General features: G+C 60.4%; 4 protein-coding genes and 2 pseudogenes. 5 read left to right on the top strand and 1 reads right to left on the bottom strand.

Going from position 1 to position 6,961, the window contains the following annotated elements; genetic code table 11:
• From ACTJKM_RS35900 to ACTJKM_RS35880, 5 genes and pseudogenes are all read left to right on the top strand, one after another.
• A pseudogene (locus tag ACTJKM_RS35900) lies at window positions 1-759 on the top strand (nitrite reductase large subunit); the annotation flags it as partial.
• A 4-nt stretch (window positions 760-763) separates the two neighbouring features.
• Window positions 764-1,099 carry a nitrite reductase small subunit NirD gene (gene nirD, locus ACTJKM_RS35895; RefSeq protein ID WP_156437221.1) on the top strand — a complete coding sequence of 112 codons (336 nt, stop codon included), beginning with the start codon at window positions 764-766 and terminating at the stop codon, window positions 1,097-1,099.
• Between the two features lie 2 nt (window positions 1,100-1,101).
• A complete protein-coding gene (locus ACTJKM_RS35890) occupies window positions 1,102-3,756 on the top strand; it encodes a nitrate reductase (protein ID WP_440639613.1) in 2,655 nt (884 codons plus the stop codon).
• Entirely contained in the window at window positions 3,728-5,197 is a 1,470-nt protein-coding gene (cysG, locus tag ACTJKM_RS35885; protein WP_440639615.1) for a siroheme synthase CysG, read from the top strand. Before ACTJKM_RS35890 ends, cysG begins: the two co-directional genes overlap by 29 nt.
• Window positions 5,198-5,527: 330 nt before the next feature.
• Window positions 5,528-5,956, top strand: a pseudogene (locus tag ACTJKM_RS35880) (methyl-accepting chemotaxis protein); the annotation flags it as partial.
• A 556-nt stretch (window positions 5,957-6,512) separates the two neighbouring features.
• On the opposite strand, the gene ACTJKM_RS35875 reads toward ACTJKM_RS35880, so the two are convergent.
• The gene (locus ACTJKM_RS35875) at window positions 6,513-6,641 is read right to left on the bottom strand and encodes a hypothetical protein (protein ID WP_280938129.1); all 129 of its coding nucleotides are present in this window, start codon (window positions 6,639-6,641) and stop codon (window positions 6,513-6,515) included.
• Window positions 6,642-6,961 lie beyond the last annotated feature (320 nt).

The raw sequence follows: 6,961 nt of genomic DNA, 5'->3' as shown, positions 1-6,961 counted from the left end.
GTGGTGCCGCGCATGTGGGGCGGCGTCACCAATTCCGGGGAATTGCGGGCGATCGCCGACGTGGTCGACAAGTTCGATATCCCCCTGGTCAAGGTGACGGGAGGCCAGCGCATCGACCTGCTCGGCATCGAGAAGGAAGACCTGCCGGCGGTCTGGGCGGATCTCGGCAAGGCCGGCTTCGTCTCCGGCCAGGCCTATGCCAAGGGGCTGCGCACGGTGAAGACCTGCGTCGGCTCCGACTGGTGCCGCTTCGGTACTCAGGATTCGACGGGGCTCGGCATCCGCATCGAAAAGTTCATGTGGGGCTCGTGGACGCCGGCCAAGCTGAAGATGGCGGTCTCCGGCTGTCCGCGAAATTGTGCCGAAGCCACCTGCAAGGATATCGGCGTCATCTGCGTCGACAGTGGTTTCGAGATCCATTTCGCCGGTGCAGCCGGCCTCGACATCAAGGGCACGGAAGTTCTGGGGTTGGTGAAGACCGAGGACGAGGCGCTGGAGCATATCGTGGCGCTGACGCAGATGTATCGCGAACAGGCCCGCTACCTCGAGCGTATCTACAAATGGGCCAAACGCGTCGGCCTCGACGAGATCCGCCGCCAGATCATGGGCGATGCCGACAAGCGCAAGACTTATTTCGACCGCTTCGTCTTCAGCCAGAAATTTGCCCAGGTCGATCCCTGGTCGGAGCGCGTCTCCGGCAAGGACAAACATGAATTCAGGCCGATGGCATCGGTCGGTTTTTCCCAAGCTGCGGAGTGAGGTGATGGACATGAACTGGCATCCGATCGGCAACATCTCCGACATTCCGCTGAGGGGCGCGCGCTGCGTCAAAACCCCTCAAGGCAAGATTGCCGTATTCCGGACCGCGGAAAACGAGGTCTTCGCCATCGAGGACCATTGCCCGCACAAGGGCGGGCCGCTGTCGCAAGGCATCGTCCACGGCACGGCCGTAACCTGCCCCTTGCACAATTGGGTGATCTCGCTCGAAACCGGCAAGGCACTCGGCGCGGACGAGGGGGCGGTGAAGACGATCGAGCTTCGCAACGATGGTGGTGCCCTCTTCATCGCACTCGAAAGCCTCATGATGGCGGCGCAATAGTGATGGAGCGGGAGGTCAAGACCACCTGTCCTTATTGCGGCGTCGGCTGCGGCGTGATTGCCAGAACCGACGACACCGGCGCGGTTAGCGTCAAGGGCGACCCAGATCATCCCGCCAATTTCGGCCGGCTCTGCTCCAAGGGCTCGGCGCTGGCCGAGACGCTTTCCACGGATGGAAGGGCGCTCCACCCGGAGATCCATGGAAAGAGCGTAAGGTGGGATGAGGCCCTTGATCTTGTGGCCTCGAAGTTCGGTGAAGCCATCGCCGAACACGGGCCGGACGCAGTCGCCTTCTATGTCTCGGGCCAATGCCTGACCGAGGACTATTATGTCGCCAACAAGCTGATGAAGGGCTTCATCGGCTCGGGCAACATCGACACCAATTCCCGGCTCTGCATGGCCTCCTCCGTCGCCGGCCATCGTCGAGCTTTTGGCTCGGACACCGTCCCCGGCTGCTACGAGGATCTTGAACTCGCTGATCTGATCGTCCTTGTTGGTTCGAACCTCGCCTGGTGCCATCCCGTCCTCAACCAGCGCATTCAGGCGGCAAGACAAAGCCGACCGGACCTGAAGATCGTCACCATCGATCCTCGCCGCTCCGTCAGTGCCGATCTCGCGGACATGCACCTGATGATCAAGAGCGACGGCGACGTTGCCCTCTTCAACGGGTTGCTTGCCCATCTCGCCGGATCGTCGGCGTTCGATCAAGACTATGTATCGGCCCACACGATTGGCTTCCAGGAGGCGCTTGAGGCTGCGCAAACCAGGAGCCTCTCGGATATCTCGGGGGAAACAGGCCTACCGATCGCCGAACTGCTGGCATTTTACCGCCTGTTTGAAACGACGGATAAGATCGTCACCTGCTACAGCCAGGGCGTCAACCAGTCTTCGATCGGCAGCGACAAGGTCAATGCGATCATCAACTGTCATCTGGCAACCGGGCGCATCGGCCGACCCGGAATGGGCCCCTTCTCGCTGACCGGTCAGCCCAATGCGATGGGTGGCCGCGAGGTGGGCGGTCTCGCCAACATGCTCGCAGCCCATATGAATATAGAAGACGAGGCCGCGCGCGATCGCGTGCAGCGCTTTTGGAAATCGCCGACGATCGCAGCGAGACCCGGTCTCAAGGCTGTCGAGATGTTCGAGGCCGTTGCCGATGGGCGCATCAAGGCTCTCTGGATCATGGCCACCAATCCGGTTGTCTCAATGCCGGATGCCGACCGGGTGCGAGAAGCCATCCGCAACTGCCCCTTCGTGGTTGTTTCCGATATCCAAAAGAACACTGATACTGCCGCCCTCGCCCACGTGTTGCTGCCTGCAGCCGGCTGGGGCGAGAAGGACGGAACCGTCACCAACTCCGAGCGGCGAATATCCCGCCAGCGCAATTTCCTCGACCTGCCGGCCGAAACAAGACCGGACTGGTGGCATTTGGCTGAGGTTGCCAAGCGGATGGGCTTTAAGGGTTTCGACTATGAGAGGCCGGCTGAAATTTTTGTCGAGCACGCTGCTCTTTCAGGGTTCGAAAATAACGGTTCCCGCGACTTTGATATCGGCGGGAAAGCCCAGATCTCACCCGATGCCTTCGAGGCTATGACACCATTCCAATGGCCCCATCGCGAGGGCACGCCCGAGGGCTCCACGCGCTTCTTCGCCGGTGGTCAGTTCTACACGCCCGACCGCAAGGCGAGATTCATTGCCGTAAGGTCCGAGCGCGAAGAGCGTACCAGCAAGGACATGCCCTTCGTTCTCAATACCGGGCGCATCCGCGATCAGTGGCACACCATGACCCGCACCGGTAAGGCAGCGAGGCTCTCCTCGCATCTCGCCGAACCATTCGTCGAAATCAACCCGGCCGATGCCGCCGAACTCCTGATCCACAAGGCTGGATTGGTGAAGCTGGAGAACGTCTTCGGTTCCGTCGTGCTCCGCGCGCTGGTCACGGAGCGGCAACCGCGCGGCAGTGTGTTCGTGCCGATGCATTGGAATGACGAATATGCGGCCAACGCGCGCGTGGATGCCTTGCTCGCGCCACGCACGGACCCCGTTTCTGGCCAGCCCGCACTGAAGAATATTGGCGTCAAGGTCAGCCCCGCTGACATCGCGTTCTACGGTTTTGCGGTTGTTGCCTCACGCCCCGAGCGACTGGATGCGCCCTATTGGGCAATCGCCAAGGCGGAAGCCGGCTGGCGCGTCGAATTTGGCTTCGACAAGCCGCTTGACGATATCGAGGCGTGGTGCCGCGAGACCTTTGGTCTTTGGGATCGCGGCGAACATCTCGCCTATGCAGACGGCCCGAGGCAGCAGCAGCGTCACGGCTTCTTTGACGGAGAGCGGTTGCTGGTCGCCTTTTATGCCGCACCGGAACCTGTCGGCGTGTCGCGCGACTGGGCCGTGAAGCAACTCGGTCTGCGACTTGAGACGATGCGGGCACGTGTCGCGATTCTTGCCGGTCGGCCGGGAGCAAATCAGATGGACCCCGGTGCAACCGTTTGCTCCTGCTTCTCTGTTGGGATCAATCAGATCGTGGGCGCCGTCGCGGGAGGCTGTCATACGGTCGAAGCGGTCGGCAAGCAACTCAATGCCGGAACCAATTGCGGCTCCTGCCGCGTCGAAATCAAAGGGATTATCGATGGTTGCCTCCGTCAAGCCGCAGAGTGATCGACAGGAGCGTATCGCTACGCTCGCTTCGTTACCGGTGTTCTTTGATCTCAAGGGAAAATCCGTTCTGGTCGCCGGCGGCAGCGATGGAGCAGCGTGGAAAGCTGAACTCCTGGCGGCAGCCGGCGCAGAGGTCCATGTCTTCTGCCCAACCAGCGAGCTTTCCGACGTCTTCCAGGAAAAGCTTGATCAATTTGTCTACCACGATGCACCCTGGCAGACGGCATACTTCAAGAGCTTTGCTTTGGCTGTCGGCGACTGCGAGACTGAAGAGGAAGCGCGCGGCTTTCACGATCGCGCGTCAGCCGCCGGAATTCCTGTCAACGTCATCGACAAGCCGGCATTCTGCCAGTTCAAGTTCGGCTCGATCGTCAACCGTTCGCCCGTGGTGATCGGCATCTCGACCGATGGCGCCGCTCCCATCCTCGGCCAGGCCATCCGCCGGCGCATTGAAACCCTACTGCCGCAGTCCCTCAAGTCCTGGGCTGAGCTGGCGCAGACCGTCCGCGCCTATGTGACGGACACCCTCGCGTCGGTTCAACGCCGGAACTTCTGGGAACGTTTCGTTGATCGTGCCTTCGGGACTGGCGAGCCGGATGCGGATACAGCGCGTAGCCTTATTGCAGATGCAGATCGAATCCGCAGCAATGCAGGCAATGCCGGCCGCGTCACACTCGTCGGCGCCGGTCCGGGCGACGCCGAGCTGCTGACTCTAAAAGCGGTGCGCGCCCTTCAAGCGGCCGACGTGATCCTGTTCGACGATCTTGTCTCTGGCGAGGTGCTTGAACTTGCCCGCCGCGAGGCCAAACGCATGCTGGTCGGGAAACGCGGCGGCCGCGAAAGCTGCAAACAGGAAGACATCAACACAACGATGTTGGCCTTCGCCAAGGCTGGCAAGCGCGTCGTCCGCCTCAAATCCGGCGACCCGATGGTCTTCGGGCGCGCCGGCGAAGAGATCGCCCATCTCAATCGAGAGAATATTCCCGTCGACGTTATCCCCGGTATCACGGCTGCAAGCGCCATGGCCGCGTGCCTCGGCATATCGCTCACCCACCGCGACCATGCCCAATCGGTACGCTTCATCACCGGCCATTCCCGTCATGGTGGACTACCCGCCGACGTCGACTGGGCGACCGTCGCAGATCCCCGTACGACAACCGTGTTCTATATGGGCGGCCGGACAGCACCGCTCATTTCCGAACGGCTGATCAGCGAGGGCCTGCAGCCTTCGACCAGAGTAATCGTGGTCAGCGACGTCAGTCGCGCTACTCAGCGCAATTGGCATGGCAATCTCGCGAACCTTGCGAGCGGCATGGAGAAGATCGGCTACGACAGTCCCGTCCTTATCGCCGTGGGTGGAGCTTTGGCAGCCTGCGGAAATGAGGCCGTAGACGTCAGCAACGTCACCCAGGTTCCGGTCCAGGCGGTAGGGTTTCACTGATGGGACTGGACGTGATTTCGCCGGCATTACTGGTTCTTGCAATCAGCCTCAGCTGGAACCGCTTCACGTGCATTTTTAACTTAGTGTCGAGCGCTTCGCTGGCGGCCGCGCCGCTTACGACCGGCAACCGCGATCAGCTTGTCGGCCTTCGGGCTGGCCTTCGCAGGCAATACACCATGGTTTGGATTTCTGATCGTGCTGGCCGGGGTCCTTGCCAGCTCAACTGTTAAGAAGCAACCCGCTGCGATAACCGTCGCACTATCAGCAATCAGCCTTGCTGCTTATCTGCCGTTCTCTCCCGTCCAAATGTGAGTTGATCCCTGCAAGGCGAGCTCACAGGAAATCAAGACACTGATCGCCAACTCCGCTGCGGCAGTCAGCGATGGTGTGAGACTGGTGGGTGACACTGGTGATGGGCTTGGCGCAATTATGCAATTGGTCGGCTCGGTTGCTTCACATATGGACGCGATCGCTTCCGCCGCGCAGGAACAGTCGGCTGGTCTGTCGCAGGTGAGTTCGGCGGTCAATCACATGGACCAGGCAACTCAGCAGAACGCGGCGATGGTCGAGGAAATGAATGCTGCCGGGGCTGGCCTCGCACAAGAAAGCGCGAAGCTTTCGCAGTTGTTATCGGGCTTTGAACTCGGGCTGGCTTCTCAAATGCAAACCGCTGCCACGTCGAATCCCCCGGTCACCATGCGCTTAGTTGGGCGAACCAGAGGGAGCGCGGCGATCGTTGAAGACCGGCAGGCGCTGTGAGGCTGGCGATCCATGTTTCATCGAAATCCTGGCACCCGCACCAGCCTTCGCGCACTGACCGACCGATCGCCGTGAGCGTGACATCGGACTTGCACAGGCGTTGGGGATGAAGTTGGGCCAGCATACGATCCCATCAATGGGACAGCAGCCTCCCAAGAGCTTCGTCGCGATTTTGATCGCGTTCACAGCGAGCGACGTCAGAAGTTTAAATCCATTGAGCGGCATGCGTCGTGGGTAGGCGACTAAAGCCCCTCATCGGGAATTGAAGCCTTTGAGCGAAGAAAGAAAGATCCGAAACGGGTAGAATCCAGGGCCCTCCATCTGAGCGTTCGACTTCACAGACGGCGCCATCTACGGCTGGACCGTCGCCGGTTTCAAGCTCTAACACGTCAGAATTTTGCCGCTGCGAGCGACGGGCCCTCGATCCGAGTCCGATCTCGGGTCTTGGGCCATTGCCAACGTTTCGCAGCTACATCGGGGTGGCGGCCATTAGCGGCGTCTGGATGCCAACGAGAGCGGCTAAGCCGGTCAAGTACCAGTCGATACATGGCCCTTATCAACCAAAGACAGCGACTGCTGATTTGACGATGATGCCACCATCCGGACTTCTGCGCAGTTGACGGCCTACGATCATATCTTCCGCGGTCCGAATGTTGGTAAGCGCTGCAAGCATCGATTCCGACATTCTCATCTCCTTCGGATCATGCCCGAAGAATCGCACGGTAGCCCTTGAGCATCAAGCTTCTTGCTGTCTTTGGTTGATAAAGGCCCGATACATTATGCGATTTTGGAAGCACATAACGAGAACGCGCCCACGTCCAGCGTTCACGCAAGACGCCGAATTTGGTTCATGACAGCATTTCTTCAATCAACGAACCCGGACAGCAACAACCAGTCACTTAAGCCAGCGTGTAGGCCGTCTTGACGGTTGTGTAGAATTCGGCGGCGTAGCGGCCCTGCTCGCGCGAACCGTGGGACGAGCCCTTGCGGCCGCCGAACGGCACG

The sequence above is a fragment of the Ensifer sp. 22460 genome (genome assembly GCF_052044935.1).
In the GTDB taxonomy this organism is placed as follows: domain Bacteria; phylum Pseudomonadota; class Alphaproteobacteria; order Rhizobiales; family Rhizobiaceae; genus Ensifer.
Note: the sequence above shows the minus strand (reverse complement) of the source record. Positions and strands in the feature narration are given on the sequence as shown.

Bases quoted from the DNA above. Each gene is read 5' to 3' on its own strand.
- nirD (WP_156437221.1), top strand. From the start codon at position 764: ATGGACATGAACTGGCATCCGATCGGCAACATCTCCGACATTCCGCTG.
- ACTJKM_RS35890 (WP_440639613.1), top strand. From the start codon at position 1,102: ATGGAGCGGGAGGTCAAGACCACCTGTCCTTATTGCGGCGTCGGCTGC.
- cysG (WP_440639615.1), top strand. From the start codon at position 3,728: ATGGTTGCCTCCGTCAAGCCGCAGAGTGATCGACAGGAGCGTATCGCT.
- ACTJKM_RS35875 (WP_280938129.1), bottom strand. From the start codon at position 6,641: ATGTCGGAATCGATGCTTGCAGCGCTTACCAACATTCGGACCGCGGAA.